This is a genomic window from Vibrio sp. 2092, assembly GCF_033339635.1.
In the GTDB taxonomy this organism is placed as follows: domain Bacteria; phylum Pseudomonadota; class Gammaproteobacteria; order Enterobacterales; family Vibrionaceae; genus Vibrio; species Vibrio alginolyticus.
Genome location: NZ_JAWOUY010000008.1, coordinates 179,975 through 198,828, shown reverse-complemented (window position 1 = coordinate 198,828; position 18,854 = coordinate 179,975). Strand labels below are relative to the sequence as shown.

Here is an 18,854-nt window from a genome sequence, read left to right as displayed (position 1 = left end):
TAAGCATATATGAATTCGGAATTTTTGAGTTAAGCTCAGTTCACAAAATTACGAGAGCCTCTTACTGAATAGAGACCGTTACAAGCGAGGCTTGCTTTCAAAGCTGGGGGACAGCATCGTGATCACTTAAACATGAAATCCTAAATCGCAGTTTCATAAAATTCATGATTCTGTCATGATTCACTTCTTATTATTATAAGGAATGAAAAAAGAGAAGATGAAGATGAATAACAATCATAAGCCAGTGAGAATCAAACTGGCACACATCAATGACACACATTCCTACTTTGAACCAACGTCATTACAGTTAAAGCTTAAGATAAACAATGAACTCACGCTAGAACCCTATGTCAGTGCTGGCGGCTTTTCTCGTATCGCAACCAGAGTCGAGCAGTTAAGAGATGATGCTCAGCGCCAAGGTCATGGGATGTTGTTCCTCCATGCCGGAGATTGCTTCCAAGGCACGCTGTATTTCTCACTATTTAAAGGCAAAGCCAATGCCGACTTATTGAACGCATTAAAGATTGATGCAATGGCGTTAGGTAACCATGAATTAGATATGGGGAATGAGCCAGTTGCATTGTTTTGCCAACGTACTCAGTTCCCATTGCTTGCTGGCAACTGGGATTTATCCAATGAATCACTTAAAAAACCTCACCGTATCAGTGATTGCAAGGATGTATATAGTTACCAACCGGATACACAGAGCGCTCAATACATTGTTAAAGAATTCCATGGTGAGCGGGTCGCGATTTTCGGATTATCCATAGATAAAATGAGCGACATCGCAAACCCTGATGCAGACACGCCTTTTCACTCAGCAATTGAAACCGCCAAGGCGACCGTAAAACAAATCCATTCATCAGGTATAAAAAATATTATTCTTCTGAGCCACTTAGGTTATGAAGGTGATTTAGAGTTAGCTGAGCAAGTTGCAGGTATTGGAATAATTGTTGGTGGACACAGCCACCGGTTGCAAGGTGATTTTTCATCAATAGGGTTAGGACAAGACGATCCCTACGGTATCAAAATTAATGATACCTATGTGGTGCAAGCGGGTTTCCATGCTTTGACAATGGGGCACTGTGTCATTGAGTTTGATGAACACGGTAAAGCAACGATGTTGAGTGGACAAAATGAACTGTTGCTGGGTCGACGTATTTTTTGGGACTCGACGCTAAACCAACAGCTCGACCAAGGTGTATTCGAAACCGCGTGCGACTTCATCCATGGTCAACCGAATGTCGTGGTTTGTAAGAAACACCCGGAAACTCAAGCGATCCTGAGCGATAAATATATTCCTCAGGTCAGGCAGTTACAGTCACAAGTCATTGCTAGTGTTGACACCAAAAAGCGTCATGTGAGAATTCCCGATGAATTTGGTGAGAGTGAGTTGGCTTCCTCCGTTGCCCGATCATTTCTGCACTGTTTAAACAAACGTGGATATGACGTTCAATTTGCAATTCATAATGCGGGTGGCGTGCGAACCTCTTTGAACCCTGGCAACATTACAGTGGCAGACATTGCCGGACGGCTGTTGCCTTTTGCCGTTCCTATCGGCTTTTACGATGTAAAAGGCAGCGCTATTCGCCGTGCACTTGAAGGCGCGATAAATAATGCACTCAACAATGGCGTAGAAGGCACTGGATCTGGCAGTTATCCGTACACTTACAATTTAAACTTCGAGTACCACGCAGATGCCCCAAAAGGTGAAAGAGTTCAATCATTAGTGATTTTTGATGGTAAACAATGGGTAGGTGTTCAAGATGATGTTTGGTATCGAGGGACTTCTTCTGCCTATACGATGAAAGGGAAAGAGGGGTACGACGCATTGCAGGAGATGAAAGGAGAAGGGCGTGTGACCAGTTTGTCCATGGCTGATTGTTTTATTGAACTCCTGACCGATGAGCCAAACTGTTTGAATCAAAGTCACAAACTTTACACAAAGCGACGTCGATAATAGATACTGGTATTCATTTTGCTGCTCTCCACTTACTACATGGGTTGATGAGGATGGCAGTATGTGGAATAAAGATTGGGCAGATACGGCAGTCGTGGTTGCCTGGATCGCAATTTGGTCAACACTGGTCTACTTTGTGCCTCTAAGCGGCTTTTGAATTGCTAAGAATGTGGATGTTACAAAAGGGAGCAGTAATGCTCCTTTTTTGTATCTATCTTCCCCGTTAGGGCTCTAACCAATGAAGAGTTTGTCTTGAGCCATTTGCTGCTTTTTGTCTGTTTACTAAAGTTCAGGTGGTTGAATCCATTTCTTTCTTTTTATAGTGCTTCCTGATTTTTGATAAGAATTTTATTTCGATAAGACAAGGTTTTTTTGTTGGAAAGCCTGACGCTCGGCGTTATTATGTCGGCGTTTGGGGAGTAGTTAGCGCAAGTTTACTTATCGTCATCTCGTTAAGCATCAGCTTATCCGGTAAGTAAAGGTGTTACGTGGTTTATTCACATCAACACTTCAACGAGACCAACGCATTCATTGACTAGCAGCACATAATCGTTATGTGGCTGTTGGTTGTTATTGTATGCGGAAGGTCACCAAACGAAGTCCTTCCGCCATGGGAGGAAATATGTCTCTTATCGAAAGTACCACCCAATTGAGCCAATCGGTGCCTCTTCAAGAATCATTAGCGATGTATGGTGCTTTTGGTTTATTTACCCTTGTTCTTGTTACGCTTGATATCTATCAAACACGTGGTGGCGTTATCACGATGAAAAAAGCCATCGTTTGGAGTGTTTTTTGGTTCTTGCTTGCCTTTGTTTTTGCAGGTTCTATTTATTTATTCTGGGACTTTTACGCGCCACATAGCGCTTATACGAACGACAAAGCAACGATTTCATTCTTAACTGGTTACTTACTAGAGAAGTCGTTAAGCGTTGATAACTTGTTTGTGTTTGCCATCATCTTTGCACAATACAGTGTGCCGGAGCATTTGCGTCCGAGAGCATTGCTTTGGGGGGTGATAGGTGCGCTAGTTTTACGCGCTGTCATGATTGCGGTTGGTGCTCAGTTACTTTCACAGTATCACTGGGTATTGTACTTATTTGCTGCTTTCCTTATTTGGACGGGTGTTAAGCTAGCTCGCGACAAAGGCGAAGCAGAAGAGGTTAATCCATATCCGGAGCAGTTGATTCGAAAGGTATTGCCAGTTACAGATGACTACCAAGGAAATCACTTAATCTTAAAGCAAGCTGGTAAGTGGGTGGCAACACCGATGCTGATCGTTGTTGGTGTCATTGCAGTAATGGACGTTATGTTTGCGTTGGATTCTATACCAGCTATATTCGCGGTAACACGAGAGCCATTTTTAGTCTTAGCCGCGAACGTATTTGCATTACTGGGTTTGCGATCGCTGTACTTTGTTCTTCAAGCAATGTTAGACAAGTTTGTATACTTAAAACCAGCATTATCAGTAATCATGATGTTTATCGGGGTAAAAATGCTATTGGTTGGAACAGAATATGAGATTCCTACAACATGGTCTCTCACATTTTTAGTTGTTGTGATGACATCGGCAGTGGTGGCATCACTTCTAAAAAATAAAGCGAAGCGTCAAACTAGCGTTAATATTACTAATCAAAAAATATAAAGTAAGCACAAAAATCAAAAGAAACAACGAAAAATATTGTTAAATATATGTTGTGAGTTAAGGGGCGATTATGCAGGTAATGTTCAGTTATTCAATGTAATTACAGTAATTGTGATTATTTATGCCGTTATTATTCATTTGTATTTTTGAGTTTTGTAATGAGTTTGTTTTATTAGAAATTCTAATTTGAATGGGTAAAATTTGTCATTTCTTAAACAATAAGAAACTGACTAATATACAACCAACTAAACAGACTACTGCTTTTAAAGAGAGGCAATCATGGCACAAGCAATGCAAATGACAAATGTAGCTTTACCAACCTCTATGGATAAGAAAACCTACGCGGTTAACTTCAAAGGACTGATTGCTCACTTACTGGACATTCTATTTGTAGATAACACTGCGCCACGCAGTTACTACGCAGAAGACTTGTCAGCACATATTCAAAAAGACATCGGTATGTACCGTTAATATTGAAATAGTGTAAGAAATACCGGCCTATGAGCCGGTATTTTTTTATTTGTAAAACATGCCTACTCAACCTACGCCCTAGAAAAGAAACACTCTAGAGGAGGTAGACATGAGAGTAGATTAAGTGTTGTATAGAAAAACGGGGCACCATTGGTGCCCCGTTTTGACATGACTGAAGTGCGATATTACTTCTTGCGGCAGTATTCTGCGATCACGTACATCGACTGACCACCATTTGCCTTACCCGAAACTAGCTTTGGATCATCGCCAAGGCTAATGCCACGAATCACTGTACCTTGTTTGATTACTTGGTTAGTGCCTTTTACTGGTAGGTCTTTAATTACTGTTACATCGTCACCTTTCTTAAGTTCAGTGCCGTTACAGTCAACAGTTTTATCGTCAGCAGACATCCCTTTCATTGCCCAGTTCATTTGCTCTTCTTCCATGTACATCATGTCAAGAGCATCTTGAGCCCAGCTTTCTGTGTTTAGGCGAGTGAGTTGGCGCCATGCAGTCACTTGTACAGCAGGAACCTGGCTCCACATACTTTCGTTTAGACAACGCCAGTGGTTAATGTCTTTTGGCTCATCGATCTCACCCAGACACTTATCACAAACCATAATGGCAGTATCAACCGTCACATTACCGTGAGGTGGGACAGCGTATGCAGTTAGTTGAGATTCAGAAGAACACAGTTCACATTTTGACTCGCAGCGCGCAAGCAGAGTAGCTTCAATAGACATAAGGACTCACCTTAGTAATGTTATTTTGTGGCGGTATTATCCACTTTATCCTGAGAAATAAAAGGGTGTTAGCGAATTAAAGACTAGATTTTACAATACTCCAACCTGATTAAGGTGAAGATGTAAAATATTCGCTAAATAAATAATACGGAAGTATAAAAGACACTATTAATTGTTTTGGCTTATGAATTGGTTGTGTCAATTTCTACAACGATTACAAGCCTAAAAGAGGTAAATGTAGAGAGAGGGTGGCTAGAACATAGCCCTCTAATTTACAGAGGGCCTGTCGTTAACGTTCGACAATCTGGACAATTTGCTCTTTTGAAATGCTCATTTCTTTACCATCCATGTCTTCATACTCGTACATACCCGTTTCCTCGTTCAGGTCTGGTTTACCGTAAGAGGTAATAATTTTCCCTTCATTTGTCGACATCAGATATTGGCTACTTCCGCATGCAGCAAGAAGTAATACAGTGGCAATAACAGTCAATACGCGCATAGAGTTTTCCTTTTAAACAAGTGAGTTAGGCAAAGACATCGATTTAACTATAGCAGAGGAAATATGAGTGGGTTTGAATACAATTGAAATGAAAAAGCCCAGTAGAAACTGGGCTTTGGTAGGAAGGGTGTTGCGATTACTTCAAAACAGAAGTGTTAGTGACACCTGTTAGTGCGTCATCCATTAAGAAGTCAGTGTTTTCCATCTGCATCTCTACATGATGATCAATATCAGACAAAGTGCCATTTGGCGAAGCAAAAGTACTGTGCGATGCAGTAGCATTAAACTGTACAAAGCTCGCAGTTGCATTCACAGTAGTGTCCGTACTGTTCACAGTCTTCAACCCTAGCTTATTAGCAAGCGGTTCAGTACCCGCGAATGGTGCATTTGGAACGCTGTTTGGTACTGTGCTATCGCCATCCACTTCTGTCATAAAGAATGGTGTCGTTAGCGAGCCAGATGCCACTAAATCTGAAGCGTTTGTGAACGGATCGACAGTGTCTAGTGTAGTCTGTGCTGCATAGATAAATTGTGAGAAACCTGCTTCTAGCGCTGCTACTTGAGCTTCCGTTGCCGCAGCCTCAAAAGCTTCGTAACATGTTTTATCTTCTAGATCCGCACATGATGCATCAGCGTAATTCGCATAGTCTTTTGATGCTGCATAAGCGAGGTTATGTTTGATCTGAGGGCCGTAATTGTCTGAACCCAGTAACAAATTACCAATTTGTCCACCAGAGTTCTGTACTGATGCAGAACTAAAGGTGTACAGCGCATCCGCAGAAGGGCTGCCCAATGTATTGTTTGCTGCTGCGACGGCAGATGTAGCTACAATACCGCCAAGTGAATGACCTAGCATTTTGACTTTTGAACCCGTCATTGGGTTGAAGCCTTGCAGAGGACCTCCAGCTAAAAGACCGCCTTGAGCAGATACTACCAAGCTAGCGCGCAAACCTAACACATCCAGAACACTTTGACGTAGGTTGTCACGCGCAACGGCTAAGTTGGAAAGATTTAGATAAGCCAGTACATTCGCATTTGCGGAACGTTGTTCATCTAAGCTGCGCGTACCATGAATAGGTAAGTCAATAGCGATAACTGCCACACCAGCTTTTACCATATTGAACGCGAACGCGTACGCATTCTCTTTCGCTGAGGTGATGCCGTGTTGATAAATCACAACGTCTGTCGCGACGCCAGATTTAGGTGTGAAGACCAGTACTTCGACATCTTCAACCGATTTCACTACGGGAACAGGCGAGTAGCGAGTAATAATACGCTCACTATCAAGCTGGGTACCATCGGTAAGAGTAAGCTTAGCTCCAACAAGTTTTAGCTGCTCTGTAGGATCTGTAGCAAGCTTTGTCACATCAACAGGATCATTTGCAAAAACGCCTGTTGATAGCTGCTGAACCATGTTTGCTTGCTCGTTCGGATCCGCTAATGCTGCGCTTAGCTTCGCTAGGCTTGGCATCGCAGATACCATTGGTTGCATGTTCCAGCTTGCGCCTTTTTCCAAGTAATGAGGCAGTCTTACCACACCTTGTGTCACGCTTACATCGGCACCTGATTGCATGTAAAGGCCTTTAATTGCCGTTTTAGCTGCGTCTAGATCGCTAATGTATTTACTAAAGTCATCGTCAGAGTCTAGCGCAGTGCTAAAGTCTTGGGTTTCACCGAGCGTTATTGTGTAGGCCGTTGATAAGTCTACTGAACCTTCGTTTGAGTCATTTTTGTAAACGGTATTTAGTGTGTTTGCGCCAGTAGAAAAACCAGTAGCGGTTACTCCTTTGACTGCCGCTAACGTATCACCTACAGACTGGGTACTGAACCATGAGGAGTAAACGATGTCGTTAGGATTAACTTGAGCTAGACCAAAAATGCCTTCAACCGCCTGAGTGACTGCTTGAACAGAAGCAAGGTCGCCAGTTTCATAAACGATTTCTTTCGATTTACCAGTCGCATAACTTGCTGATGTACCAATTGGCTCACCATTCACGTCAGTAACATCTTGTGTAACCGCAAAAATGTACTCGCTTGACTCATCAAGTGCAGCCAAGAACTGGATGTATAGAGAGCTACCTTTTGCTTGAACTACGTAGTCCTGATTCTGAACGAGTACCTCTTCGATTGGGTTAGATTTACCGTCCCACTCGGTTAAGCGTTGGTTAATCTTGATGACTTTAACACCAGACGACAGCATGCCCGTTGCAAAACCGTCGCCGTTGAAGTTAAGAACGATTGGCATAGACGTTGACCATCCATCCATCGTGTTCATTGAGGCTCTAGGGTTGGTTAAAGCATCATCGCCATCAGTTGGCAGACCAAGCGTACCATCGCTTGTGTCCATTAATAAGTAAGACGGTGCCGGTACATCTGCGTTCGCTCCTTGAAGCGTAAAACTGATGGATGTTTCGCGATCAAGCAATGCTTGGACTTCATCTTCAAATTGAACTTTGTCGGAAGTACCAGAGCTGGAGGTATCATCACCACAACCAGCAAGAAGGATTGCAGAACAAAGCATTGATAATTTAAACGTGTGTTTCATTGGTTTACTCCGTAATCCCATTATTTGAAGGTGTAGTTCATCTGTACCGCGCTGATGTAAGCAGTACCTTCTGAGTCAAACTTAATCTCTTCACCCAGAGCATTTGTCTCAGTGAAAGAGCCTGATTTACTCTTAACAAGTGCAAAGCCTGCATCGAAAGTTAAATTCTCACTCATTGCGTAAGTTAGGCCCGCGCTGTACCAAAAACGGTCACTGTCAGGGATACTCAATGTCGCTTCACCTGCTTGTTCGTCGTACGCAAAGCCTGCACGGAATGTCCAGTCTGTATTAAGTATGTAAGTTGCACCAATGGAGTAGCGATTGTTGTCTTCATATTTCTCAGGTTTAAAGAAACATACTCCGTCATTACATTCGTTACTGGTCGCTTTTAGTTCTTTAAATGTGCTCCAGTCGGTTTGTTGCCAGCCGTAATGTACAGCCCATTGTTCATTCAGTTGATGGAAAGCCGATAATTCGATAATTGAAGGGAGAGAGATTTTTAAACGGCCATCAACTTTTGGTGATGAAGCTCGACCAGAGTCGTAACTACTAAACTCACCGTCATCAAAATCTAGATCAACCTTAGAGCGGTAGCCAAAGCCAAAACGGTTGTTTTCATTTAGCTCAAATAAAGCGCCGACATTCCAACCCCAAGCGAAAGTTTCGCCTTCCATGCCGACAAGGTTATCGGACTTATTACCACCTAAAATACCGGCGAGTGCGCCTTTGTGACGAGTCAGCTCTGCTTCAGCGTATACGAGGTTGATACCACCACCGACACTGAAAGACTCGTTGATACGGTAAGCGACATTAGGGTTGATGTTTACTGAAAGTAGGGAAGTGTCACCCGCCATATCACCTGCGGAAATATCATTTGGATAGTCGGTAGCAACACCGTATGTTGTGAACATACCGATACCCCAAGCCCAGTTATCATTGATAGGGCTGATGTAATAACCTGCTGGCACGATCTGTAAAGGAGCGACATCTTTCGCGTGTTCATTGTTTACAGTGTCGTACACATCGACTTCAGGGTCGATGATAGATAACGCGCCCGAAAATTGAGCTTCTTTGAAAAGTGTCATTGCTGCAGGGTTACGGGCAAGGACGCTGGCATTATCTGCGATAGCCCCTTCACCTGAAAATGCTCGACCAAGACCAGATGCCGAATGTTCAGCTACCTGGAAGCCCGCTGAGTGGGCATTACACGCAAACAATATTGAAATTGTAAGCAGAGAGCAGTGCTTCTTGTTCATCCTTGACCCTCCTAGGGTGTCATAATGCTGGACCGAAGTCCTTGTAATTGTTGTGTGGTACTTACACCAATTGTTAATACGCGAAATACAACGGTGATGTAAATGTAATGTTAATTGTATGTTTAATAACTTGTCAAAGTTTGAGCGTATTTTGCGTTTTAAATATGATGCATAGGTCAAACGATGGCTTGTAAGGGCATGTATTATCGTTATATTTTTGAAGAGAATGGTACGACCAGAATTGTTTTGCGAGCTTTATAGTTAAATAACGATCAAATCAAGAGATAGCTCGCTTTGCGGTTTCTTCACTTCACAGGCATAATTCGCGCTCGCTATGTAGTTATTCAATAGACGCAATAGGAACCGCATTGGAATTACTGAATGTTGAATTTTTAGGTCGTTCGCTAAGGCTCGAAGGATCGATGGCTGGGTGGCAGCAGTTATATTGGGATAATACGTTGGTGTCTCAAATCGATGCCAGTGACAATACCGCAGAGACTTGTCTACACCAGTTTAAGCTCTCTGCGGGTGAGGAAATCCTGAACTGTCATTTGGAGTGTTCTTTAACATGGCAACCGTTTGAATTGAGTTACAAGGTCACAATTAACGGTGAGCTCATCAATGAAGGTTGTCGAAATGAAAAAGACATCGAGCGCCAAGTGCCAGAAGTTACGCCACCATCCGAAAAGCGTTTAAGTGTAATAGGCCTCGTATCTCTTGGGATGAAAGCACTTAAAAGTGCGAAAGTTATTAAAGTGGCGTTAGCGTCTGCAAGTCTCGCTGCATATTCTTGGCTATTTTCCATCGAGTTCGCGCTAGCGTTGATCGCTTGTTTGGTTTTCCATGAATATGGTCACATTAGAGCGATGAAGTATTTTGGAATGAAGACCAAAGGAATCTATTTGATTCCATTCCTAGGTGGTTTGGCGCTAAGTGACGAAAAGATAAACACGCGCTGGCAGGATGTGGTTATCTCAATCATGGGACCATTTTTCGGTTTAGTACTTAGTATTGTTTTTACTTTGCTTTATTGGATGACTGGTGAGGTGATCTTCGCTGGGCTTGCTGTGTTTAACGCCTTGCTAAACCTATTTAATCTGCTGCCTATTTTACCATTAGATGGTGGCCATGTGCTCAAAAGTATTACCTTCTCAATGAATACTTGGGTCGGGTTAGTTGGCAGTATTGCGACCGCTTTATTAGGCATTTTTATCAGTTACTATTTCGGTCTGACGTTGCTAGGGTTTTTATTGTTAATGGGAATGTTGGAAGTGGTGATGGAATGGAGAGCTCGACATCAAAGCCATTTATTGCCATTAACCCGTTATGGGCAGCTATTCTCACTGGCTTGGTACTTGGTCTCTGTCGGAGGTTTTGTTTCTATCATCTGGTATTTTGCCACTCTCGGAGATAGTTTGTTAAGTTTGCCGCTACAGATATTGGGCACTTGATTAGAATCATTAAAAGCTCCCTAGGGAGCTTTTTTATTTGGCAAGCTTAAGTATAGTAGACGATAGTAGCAATGAATTAGCCACATCTTGGTGCTTTCGCGTTATACGCAGGCAGCTTATTTATGGTTGCTTGTAAATCTTTAATGCGCGTACTGTGCGATGGGTGGGTTGAGAAGAATTCAGGTGGTTGAGAACCACCTGATGCAGCACTCATATTTTTCCATAAATCGACACTTTGACGTGGGTCGAAACCTGCTTTTGCCATGAATTCCAGCCCGACAATATCAGCCTCGGATTCCTGAGTACGACCGTATGGCAAGATAACACCGTATTGAACACCGACACCAAGTGCCGCCATCGTCATTTGTTGATACTGTTTGTACTCGGAAGCTCCAATGGCAACGTTTGCTAGAGACAACCCGGCATTTGCTAACTGACTTTGTGAGAGACGTTCATTACTGTGGTCAGCGAGGACGTGAGCGACTTCGTGACCAATGACTGTTGCCAACTGATCTTGGTTTTTCGCGACATCTAAAAGCCCGGTATACACGCCGATCTTCCCACCTGGTAGAGCAAACGCATTGACTTGTTCACTATCAAAAACAACGACTTCCCAGTCTTTAAATCCAGATTGAGCGGGAATGGTGTCAGTGATGTGTTTGGCAACGCATTGAACGTAGGCATTCGTTTTGCGATCTTTGCTGATTGGGATATCTTTCTTCATTTGTTCGAAAGATTTAGCGCCAAGCGATGACATTTCCTGATCTGAAAACATCAGGATCTGGTTGCGACCCGTCGGTGATGCGCTACACGCCGTTAAACCCGCGATAGTTAAAAGAGCAGAGGCTTTCATCCATACCTTCATAACAGGCTCCATTTAATTTTTTTTTTTGAAGCAATAGTATATACCCAAATAGTAACATGATGCATGGATCAAGTTATTCATCTGATTAATAAAGAAGGTGAGATGTTACGTCTTGAAGTTATGCCCAAGTAGCGTCTATGCTAGCTTCCTAGCACATCGTTACAACCTAACAAACCAGTTTGTGAAACTAAGAGTAAAACAATGAGTATATGGAAAAAGCCCGTAAGCATAGAGATTCTGAATGCCACGTCAAAAAATACCCTGATCGAGCACCTACAAATTAAATATACAGATTTCACTGACGACTCCCTTACAGCAACCATGCCCGTATGCAGCTTTACTCATCAACCTTTAGGAATGCTTCACGGTGGTGCATCAGTCGTGCTCGCAGAAACATTAGGCTCATTAGCTGCAAACTTCTCTGTCGATGAGGGCAGCTACTGCGTCGGTTTAGATATTAACGCGAACCATGTGCGAGCCATGCGAAGTGGTCATGTGATTGGTACGGCAAAACCGCTTCATCTGGGTATTTCAACGCAAGTGTGGCAAATCGATATCACTGATGAGCGAGGCCGTTTAGTGTGTACCAGTCGCTTGACCATCGCTGTGAAACAACACAAAACAAAGTCGGTATAAACTAAGATGGTGATTGAGTTTTCATTAGGAAAAATCATTGCAACCCAGCGTGAAATAGTGATTAAGCTCTCCGGCAGTGCAATGGTAACCTTGCAAGCGCAAACCGATGCAATTCAGTTGCTGGGTAGAGGAGCGAACGTTGTTTTATCTCATGGAGCAGAGTGTAAATGGTCTATCAAGCTAGACAACGAGGAACAACTGGCTGAACTTTCGCGAGAAATTGGTATCGATATTCAATAATTTATAGTGTGATGTTTGCACTTTTTGGTAAAAATGAGGAAACTTAGCTTATCGACAACAAGATAAGAATTTCCTCTTTATGAGTAGCCCTCGTTTACGTGTTCAGTTCGAAACACTGTTTGAAAAATTTTCCGGTCACGATACGGACGTTCAGCTCGAAGACATCACCGAAGCGTTGTTTTGTACACGTCGTAATGCTCGTATTGTTCTAAATAAACTTGAAGAAGAGGGCTGGATTGAGTGGCATCCGGCAGCGGGTCGAGGAAAACTTTCGAAACTCGTTTTTAAACGTAATCGAAGCGATGTCAGCGAAAACCTCGCCAGGCGTTATCTCGATGAAGGGAAAATCGGTCAGGCTCTAGATGCGCTTGATAACGATGCGGCACGATTGACGCAGGTTATCCAAGGTTATTTAGGGCTTCAACATCGGCAGGGCGAGCAGGTCGTGCGTTTGCCTTATTATCGACCATTGTCGATGTTAAACCCGCAGAAACCGATGCGGCGTTCTGAACAGCACATCGCCAGACAAATTTTTAGCGGACTCACTCGCCTTGATGAAAATGAACAACTTCAACCAGATTTAGCCCACACGTGGGAAGCAATTTCTGATACTCATTGGCGTTTTTATCTTCGTCGTGGAGTACGCTTTCATAATGGTGAACCGTTAACAACCAGTTGTGTTCTTGAGAGTGTGCTTGCGTTAAATGGCTTGAACTTGTTTTCTCACATAAAGCGGGTGTCTTCACCACAAGAGTGGACCGTTGATATTGAGCTCGTCCGTCCTGATCGCTACCTTCCTCTGGCTCTGAGTGAGTCGCAAGCAAAAATTTTGCTACCGAGTGCTTTGCGTTCTGAAAGCTTCGATAGACAACCGATAGGGACAGGGCCGTTCCAAGTTAAAATGAATGATGATAAGCGTCTTATTTTGACTGCTTTTGATGGCTACTTTGGTTTTCGCCCTTTACTTGACCAAGTGGAGGTGTGGGTAATCGATGAAGCCTATTCTTCAATGGTTTATCCAAGCCTGTCAAAGCCGAAGATGGATAAACAAGGTTCATCCGATGAAGTCGAGCTGGACCCTGGCTGTACATTCCTATTACTAAACAAAAACACCGGGATTGCAAAAGATCCACGTTGGGCAGAGTTCCTCTCGCAAACCCTCAACAGTCACCAGATTTACTCGCATGTTCCACAAGATAAAGTGATGGAACTGGGAGTATTGCAAGCCTTTGGCCTTAAGCCTGGTTGGATTGATCTTAGGCCAGCAGAAGCGGGCAGCGTACCACAGGCTAATAAGGTAATTTCCGTAGCGTATCAGAAAAAGCATCCGATGTTTCCAGTAGTTGCCAAGGCCATCAAGACACTCTTAAAACCGCACGGTATAGAGGTTGAGTTTATTCGTTATGATTCTCAACCGCCCGCACCGGAGGAAGTGGATATCTGGGTGAAAGCTATGGGCATTGCAACGAACCGAAATGACGCGTTGGCGGGCTGGCTCCTGGATTACAGTGATATTGAGAAGTTCAGTTCAGGTTACGATTTTAGTGAATGGGCTAAACTTGTCGATCAATGGCGTGCCGGCATGCACACAGACTTTCCTGCGCGTGAGCTAGGACGACAGTTAGTAAAAAGCTGTCAGGTGATTCCTATGTTTCACTGCTGGCTAGGCGTGAATAAAGACCACAGCGGTGCGTTACAAAATGCAAAGTGTAATGCCTTAGGTTGGTTTGATTTTAATAATGTATGGGTCAAACCGGATATAGAAAGTAACCATGGCGAAACCGAATAAAAAACAACCGACGAAAACCGTCGATATCTTTTGCTCTAAATGTAAAACTCAACTATTTAAGTACCGTAAAGGCGGGAAAGGCGCACTGGTTAAATGCTTCAAAGAGCGCATTGTTGACGATTTCACACAAACCCCATGTATTTGCCCCGCTTGCGGACAAGAGTTTGCAAGAGACACTTTAGTAAGAGGAACCCCCGCTTACAAAATGATTGGCGGCAAAGTGACGATGAAATAATAAAGGGCTAGAAAATGAGTATGAAACATGACTATTGCATGGTTTTAAGTACAACCAGTAATGAAAAAAATCGAGATCAGATCATTAAAGGTTTGCTAGATGCTCAATTAGCCGCGTGTATTCAAACGATGCCTATTGAAAGTCACTATGTGTGGAAAGGGGAGATTTGTACTGACAACGAATGGTTGCTGGTGATCAAAACTCGTCGAGAACTTTATGAATTGGTGGAAGAGAAAATAGAAAACCTGCACGAATACGAGGTAGCTCAAATCGTACAGGTTCCAATTGTTGATGGGTTTAACCCTTATTTAGAATGGTTGAGAGAATCGACGTTGAGCCGACATTAAGAATAACGACAACACTGCACCAACGGTATCGCACAACATATCTTTCTGGGCGTCCCATATGTCACCTTGCGAGCCCAGAAAGGCAATTCCCTCATCGCCACCAGCCAACTCCGCATACCACCATTCGATAATCTCATAGCCAGCAGCAAGTGACATGATAGCAAACAAAGCAAACCAGCAAGAGAACGCTTTGTTGAACCGTTTTTTGTTTATCAAGTATTCAGCGATCGGATATGCGTAAAGGCCAATTGAAAAGTGCGCAACGCGATCAAAATTATTTCGCTCTGAACCAATCATGTCGTTAAACCAGTCAAACGGCACTTCGGAGAACGTATATTTCGCACCGATAGTGTGCAAACAGAGCCAGATGAACATTAAAAAGTAAGCCGTATTACTGAACTGATAGCGAATCGAAATCGCCCAAATAGCAACAAGAATACCAATCGCCGGGATAATCTCCGCAAACCAAACTGCGCGTGAGTTAGGTTCCAACGCAGAAAATAAAAACACGATGGCATAAAAAATCGTTAATCCTAAGAGTGTCGAGGTGCTTTTCATAGAGTTATTTGATCCTTCAATTTATCTTACAGTGGGACTCCATAGATTGTGTTAATGATTGCACTTAATTGAACGGTGTGCAATTGATATTTTAATGGGTTTTTTGATCACTGAAAATGTTGATTTATTGGCAAACTGCTCAACATTAAAACGTTTGCGCGTGCACTTTTCATTAAAGTTTGATTTACAACATGCCCATCCATAGAATCCATGATTCAGTCTAATAAAAAAGAAGTAAAGCCATGAAACTGGAAACTGTCGATTATCTTGCTGACGATGCTGCTCAACAGTTCGTTACCTCTCTACGCGAAACGGGGTTCGGTGTGTTGAAAAACCACCCGATTCCACAAGAGCTTGTAGAGTCAATTTACAAAAACTGGCATGAGTTTTTCTGTTCAGAACAAAAGAATGATTTTCACTTTAACGTAGACACCCAAGATGGCTACTTCCCACCTTCTGTGTCTGAAGTGGCGAAAGGGCACAAAGTGAAAGACATCAAAGAGTACTTTCATGTTTACCCTTGGGGTCAGATCCCAGAGCAGCTTAAAGCTGAAATCTTAGAGTACTACGAGCGTGCCAATGCGTTTGCTCAAGAGCTATTAGGCTGGGTTGAAGCGTACGCACCTAAGGACGTTCAAGAGAAGTTCTCTATCGCGTTGTCAGAAATGATCAATAACAGTGACAAAACATTACTACGCGTGCTTCACTACCCACCGATGACAGGCGAAGAAGAGCCAGGCGCTATTCGTGCTGCTGCGCATGAAGACATTAACCTGTTAACGGTTTTGCCTGCTGCTAATGAACCTGGACTGCAAGTAAAGAGTAAAGAGGGTGATTGGATCGATGTACCATGTGACTTCGGGAACTTAATCATCAACATTGGTGATATGCTTCAAGAAGCGTCAGGTGGTTATTTCCCTTCAACGACTCACCGTGTAATCAACCCTACGGGTGGCCGTCAAGAAAAGTCACGTATCTCATTACCGTTGTTCCTGCATCCAAAGCCGGAAGTGGTGTTATCTGAGCGCTACACTGCACATAGCTACCTTATGGAACGTTTACGTGAGCTAGGGGTTATTTAACCTTTACGTGATCTCCTTACAAAGGCCGATGGTGAATGACTATCGGCCTTTTTGCATTTATGCTACAAAGTGGAAACTATGTTTTTTGTGCCGTGAATGGGGCCCTAAACTCGTGTCAGAGAGGATGAATGGAAGGACAACGTACTGTCAATAGTATTGAGCCTCATGCAATAGAAAATCCGCTGCTTTGGCCAATGTTAGAAATTCTGAGAAAACAGCCCTCTAATTGGAAAGTGCACACCTTGGCAAGTTCGTTGGGTGAACAAGGTTATATTTCAAAGCTGGACGACTCTCCCGATAAGGATTTATTCAAAAGAAACTTCCTGATCATGAATGCATTATATCAACTGCAAGACACTCTGTATCCGGATAGCTGGCTTCAAGTCGAAGCCATGGATATTCAGCTCATGTCTTCGATGGAAGCTTTGAGGCATAAGATCGATATTCATGATCCTTTGCGTGAGTATTACTTAGATTGGCGCAATTACGAAGCGGACGAAGATGAAGTGCGTCGACTGTTGAATGAATTTTGGACAACTTATCAAAAGTTCATCGGTGGTTCGTCAGTAGCCAGCGTAGATAAGACAAAGGCACTGTCACTATTTGAACTTAACACTGACGCTACGCCTGCGGAAATTAGAAAACAATGGCGAAAACTCGCGCTTCGTTGGCATCCTGATCGAGAAAATGGCGATGCAGAAAGATTTAGAGTTCTTTGTGAAGCGTGGAATGTACTGAGAAACGAATGATTCGCTAAGAATAAAGATAAAGGAAGGCAGCTAACTATAGCTGCCTTTTGATTGAACTGTCTCTGTCAGCGTATCAAAACTAGCATGATGACTTAAACTGAGATTTTCGCATGCGGTTGAGGGCAGCCATAACGTCTAGTGTGCGTGGTTTGGCTAAGTCGCCTTGTTTAGGAAGAGCGGCATGCCACTCACCAGACAGCATTTCTTCAATCTCCTTCGCCGGATGATTACACCAACCTGGAAGTTGAGCAATTTGGAACCATAACCAGCCAATTGTGTTGACTTCATCGGCTGACTCTATCTGTTCCAAAGCGCTAAGATCAGTAAACTCTTTACCAAATCGAAGTGACTCTTTGCCTTTCGCATTCACACGGAACTTGCCGTCAGTCAGAATATTCATCAACGCAACGCGGTTCAGTGCTCGAGGTGGGAAGGTCTGTAAACGTTCTTCTGACTCGTTATGGCGTTGAGTAGGGTGCTGAGCGATAACTTCTTTCGCTTTTTCAGTCACATCAACGGCTTGGTAGTCGTGCATTTGAATGACGGTATCGGCAACGTCTAAGTAGTCGCCCGACCCACCCATAACGATAATGGTAGAGATATCAAGATCATCTCGTAATTGACCAATGCGGTCGACGAGAGGAGTAATTGGCTCATCACCTTTTGCCACCAATGCCTGCATACGCTCATCTCTAATCATGAAGTTGGTAGCAGAAGTATCTTCATCAATCAATAATGTGCTTGCACCCGCTTCAATAGACTCTTGAAGCCAAGCGGCTTGCGACGTTGAGCCTGATGCGTCTTGAGTAGAAAAGTCCGCCGTATCTTTACCCATCGGTAAATGGTTGATGTAGTTCGACAGGTTCAAGTGGTGTACGCATCGGCCATCTTCGGCACGAATCTTCATAGCCTTGTTATCGGCAACAATGTATTCGCGGCCATCTCCTGGAATATGATCGTAAATTGAACGCTCTATTGCATTTAATAAGGTAGATTTACCGTGGAAGCCGCCACCTACGATCAGTGTGATACCTTTTGGAATTCCTAATCCTGTGACATGGCCCTTGTTTGGCGCATGTAAAGTGGCTTGTAGAGATTCAGGGGCTTTAAACTCAACGGCTTCTTTCATTGGAAGGTCGCAATTACCTGCAATTCGAGGAAGAATACTGCCGTTTGCGACAAACGCGACTAAGTTATTGGCCTCTAACTGTTCTCGCAGGGCATCTTGGTCTTCAACAACTTGGCAGTGCTTAATTAAAGCGGCTTTGTCGAGTTCACGCTCTAAAGTTGCTCGACGGATAAACTTAGGCAGGTGGAAAGTCAGTATGTTGTTGGCTTTTTTCCCCAATACTGAACGACCTTCAGCCGGTAAGTTAACTCGAAAACGCAGTTCAATACCTTCTTCAGTAAACAACACCGCGGTGCTATCCAGTACAGTTTGGCCTGTCAGTGAAATTGATACTGAGTTTTCTTGTTTAGCAAACTGTTCAAAACTACGCGCAATAAAATCACGTGCACCTCTTTGAAATGCAGGAGACTCGTCTCTTAGCCACTCAAGACCAGTCAAAGACCATGCGCGAGTCGCACGAAAACGTGACGCCGATGCATAAGGGTCACCCTGTACATGATCGACAAACAAAGTGAAATCAGTGAAGTCGTATTGACCTTTGATTTGCTGATAAGCTCGGTAGTTCTGCTTTTCAATTTTCTTAAGCGTGGCAGTCAACTGATCCATGAAGATATTGGCCTTTTAATAGAAGCGGGCGGCGATTATAGAAACCACCGC

The 18,854-nt window shown here is 43.3% G+C and carries 18 protein-coding genes; 11 read left to right on the top strand and 7 right to left on the bottom strand.

Going from position 1 to position 18,854, the window contains the following annotated elements:
- The first annotated feature begins 217 nt into the window (after window positions 1–217).
- The 3 genes from R7P80_RS15655 (at window position 218) to R7P80_RS15645 (ending at window position 4,073) form a co-directional block, all read left to right on the top strand.
- A complete protein-coding gene (locus tag R7P80_RS15655; RefSeq protein WP_005376363.1) occupies window positions 218–1,960 on the top strand; it encodes a bifunctional metallophosphatase/5'-nucleotidase in 1,743 nt (580 codons plus the stop codon).
- Window positions 1,961–2,582: 622 nt separating this feature from the next.
- A complete protein-coding gene (locus tag R7P80_RS15650; RefSeq protein ID WP_005376353.1) occupies window positions 2,583–3,602 on the top strand; it encodes a TerC/Alx family metal homeostasis membrane protein in 1,020 nt (339 codons plus the stop codon).
- 279 nt (window positions 3,603–3,881) lie between these two features.
- The gene (locus R7P80_RS15645) at window positions 3,882–4,073 is read left to right on the top strand and encodes a hypothetical protein (RefSeq protein WP_005376351.1); all 192 of its coding nucleotides are present in this window, start codon (window positions 3,882–3,884) and stop codon (window positions 4,071–4,073) included.
- Window positions 4,074–4,258: 185 nt separating this feature from the next.
- On the opposite strand, the gene R7P80_RS15640 is transcribed toward R7P80_RS15645, so the two are convergent.
- The 4 genes from R7P80_RS15640 to R7P80_RS15625 form a co-directional block, all read right to left on the bottom strand.
- Window positions 4,259–4,816 (bottom strand): PhnA domain-containing protein, encoded by a 558-nt coding sequence (locus tag R7P80_RS15640; RefSeq protein ID WP_005376350.1) that lies wholly within the window; start codon window positions 4,814–4,816, stop codon window positions 4,259–4,261.
- 289 nt (window positions 4,817–5,105) lie between these two features.
- Complete coding sequence (locus R7P80_RS15635) at window positions 5,106–5,315, bottom strand: YgdI/YgdR family lipoprotein (protein ID WP_005376349.1); 210 nt, start codon at window positions 5,313–5,315, stop codon at window positions 5,106–5,108.
- Between the two features lie 136 nt (window positions 5,316–5,451).
- A complete protein-coding gene (locus R7P80_RS15630; protein ID WP_005376348.1) occupies window positions 5,452–7,860 on the bottom strand; it encodes a VolA/Pla-1 family phospholipase in 2,409 nt (802 codons plus the stop codon).
- 20 nt (window positions 7,861–7,880) lie between these two features.
- Window positions 7,881–9,116 (bottom strand): outer membrane protein transport protein, encoded by a 1,236-nt coding sequence (locus R7P80_RS15625; protein WP_225491828.1) that lies wholly within the window; start codon window positions 9,114–9,116, stop codon window positions 7,881–7,883.
- Between the two features lie 422 nt (window positions 9,117–9,538).
- Between R7P80_RS15625 and R7P80_RS15620 the strand changes: the two genes are divergently transcribed.
- Window positions 9,539–10,567: a site-2 protease family protein gene (locus tag R7P80_RS15620; RefSeq protein ID WP_005376346.1), complete on the top strand. Its 1,029-nt coding sequence runs from the start codon at window positions 9,539–9,541 to the stop codon at window positions 10,565–10,567.
- 76 nt (window positions 10,568–10,643) lie between these two features.
- Here R7P80_RS15620 and R7P80_RS15615 read toward each other — a convergent pair whose 3' ends face one another.
- The gene (locus R7P80_RS15615) at window positions 10,644–11,432 is read right to left on the bottom strand and encodes a M48 family metallopeptidase (protein ID WP_017634168.1); all 789 of its coding nucleotides are present in this window, start codon (window positions 11,430–11,432) and stop codon (window positions 10,644–10,646) included.
- Between the two features lie 201 nt (window positions 11,433–11,633).
- Here R7P80_RS15615 and R7P80_RS15610 point away from each other — a divergent pair, with 201 nt between their 5' ends.
- From R7P80_RS15610 to cutA, 5 genes are all read left to right on the top strand, one after another.
- Window positions 11,634–12,068: a hotdog fold thioesterase gene (locus R7P80_RS15610; protein ID WP_005376340.1), complete on the top strand. Its 435-nt coding sequence runs from the start codon at window positions 11,634–11,636 to the stop codon at window positions 12,066–12,068.
- 6 nt (window positions 12,069–12,074) lie between these two features.
- Window positions 12,075–12,308 carry a DUF3389 domain-containing protein gene (locus R7P80_RS15605; RefSeq protein ID WP_005376338.1) on the top strand — a complete coding sequence of 78 codons (234 nt, stop codon included), beginning with the start codon at window positions 12,075–12,077 and terminating at the stop codon, window positions 12,306–12,308.
- 79 nt (window positions 12,309–12,387) lie between these two features.
- Window positions 12,388–14,097 (top strand): SgrR family transcriptional regulator, encoded by a 1,710-nt coding sequence (locus R7P80_RS15600; RefSeq protein WP_017821931.1) that lies wholly within the window; start codon window positions 12,388–12,390, stop codon window positions 14,095–14,097.
- Window positions 14,081–14,332, top strand: a complete 252-nt coding sequence (locus R7P80_RS15595) for a hypothetical protein (protein WP_005376334.1) — start codon at window positions 14,081–14,083, stop codon at window positions 14,330–14,332. Before R7P80_RS15600 ends, R7P80_RS15595 begins: the two co-directional genes overlap by 17 nt.
- A gap of 14 nt (window positions 14,333–14,346) precedes the next feature.
- Entirely contained in the window at window positions 14,347–14,679 is a 333-nt protein-coding gene (cutA, locus tag R7P80_RS15590; protein WP_005376332.1) for a divalent-cation tolerance protein CutA, read from the top strand.
- On the opposite strand, the gene R7P80_RS15585 is transcribed toward cutA, so the two are convergent.
- A complete protein-coding gene (locus R7P80_RS15585) occupies window positions 14,641–15,237 on the bottom strand; it encodes a DUF2238 domain-containing protein (RefSeq protein WP_005376330.1) in 597 nt (198 codons plus the stop codon). The two genes, cutA and R7P80_RS15585, sit on opposite strands and share 39 nt — an antisense overlap.
- A 242-nt stretch (window positions 15,238–15,479) precedes the next feature.
- Between R7P80_RS15585 and R7P80_RS15580 the strand changes: the two genes are divergently transcribed.
- Together R7P80_RS15580 and R7P80_RS15575 are read left to right on the top strand one after the other, a co-directional pair.
- On the top strand, window positions 15,480–16,319 hold the full coding sequence (locus R7P80_RS15580) for an isopenicillin N synthase family dioxygenase (protein ID WP_005386285.1): 840 nt from the start codon (window positions 15,480–15,482) through the stop codon (window positions 16,317–16,319).
- Between the two features lie 128 nt (window positions 16,320–16,447).
- Window positions 16,448–17,068, top strand: coding sequence for a DNA-J related domain-containing protein (locus tag R7P80_RS15575; protein WP_005376328.1), 621 nt, complete (start codon window positions 16,448–16,450; stop codon window positions 17,066–17,068).
- 79 nt (window positions 17,069–17,147) lie between these two features.
- Here the strand turns inward: R7P80_RS15575 and R7P80_RS15570 are convergent, their stop codons facing one another.
- Window positions 17,148–18,803 (bottom strand): ABC-ATPase domain-containing protein, encoded by a 1,656-nt coding sequence (locus tag R7P80_RS15570; RefSeq protein WP_064369257.1) that lies wholly within the window; start codon window positions 18,801–18,803, stop codon window positions 17,148–17,150.
- Between the last annotated feature and the right edge of the window lie 51 nt (window positions 18,804–18,854).